Source organism: Actinotalea ferrariae CF5-4, assembly GCF_000603945.1.
GTDB classification, from domain to species: Bacteria; Actinomycetota; Actinomycetes; order Actinomycetales; family Cellulomonadaceae; genus Actinotalea; species Actinotalea ferrariae.
Window position 1 is genome coordinate 1 of sequence record NZ_AXCW01000528.1, and the last position, 848, is coordinate 848.

Sequence of the window (848 nt, forward strand, 5' to 3'; positions counted from 1 at the left end):
CCTCCCGCCCGTCCCCCTGCGCGCCGCGCGCCTCGACGCGCAGCCGCAGCCGCCGGGCGGTGTGCGCGGCGCGGACGTCGTCGGCGGAGCCCGCGGCCACGACGCGGCCGTGGTCGATGATGACGACGTCGTCGCAGATCCGCTCGACCAGCTCGAGCTGGTGGGAGGAGAACAGCACGGGGACGCCCGTGGCGGCCCGCTCGCGCAGGAGCGCCGCCATCGCGTCGACGGCGAGCGGGTCGAGCCCGGAGAACGGCTCGTCCAGGACGAGCGCGGTGGGGTCGTGGACGAGGGCCGCCGCGACCTGGACGCGCTGCTGGTTGCCGAGGGAGAGGGTCTGCAGGAGGTCGCCCGCCCGCTCGCCCAGGTCGAGCTGCTCCAGCAGGGCCTCGGCGCGGCCGCGCGCCACGCCCGTCCGCAGACCGTGGACGCGGCCCAGGTACACGAGCTGCTCCAGGACGGCCATCTTGGGGTAGAGGCCGCGCTCCTCGGGCATGTAGCCGAAGCGGCGGCGGTCGGCACGGGTGACCGGGCGGTCCGACCAGGTCACCGTCCCCGCGTCCGGTGCCAGCACGCCGACGACGATGCGCATCGCCGTGGTCTTGCCCGCGCCGTTCGCGCCGATGAAGCCCGTGACCCGCCCGGGCCGCACCGTGAAGGTGACGTCGTCCAGGGCGCGCCGCTCGCCGAAGGTGCGGGTCACGCCCGTCAGCCGCAGCTCCTGCACGGTCACCTCCTTCGACGGACGACCTTAGCGCCGCGGGCTCCCGTCCGACGGCGGCATCTCGCCGGCCGCGCCGCCCGTCAGCCGCCGGTCAGCCGACGGTCCGCCGCCGGTCCGCCGCCGG

The 848-nt window shown here is 76.8% G+C and carries 1 protein-coding gene; it reads right to left on the reverse strand.

The genetic code is table 11. The annotated features are described in order from the left end of the window. Nucleotides 1–733 (reverse strand): ABC transporter ATP-binding protein (locus tag N866_RS19170; protein ID WP_052023275.1); only part of this gene is annotated, 733 nt, incomplete at its 3' end. Nucleotides 734–848: the final 115 nt, after the last annotated feature.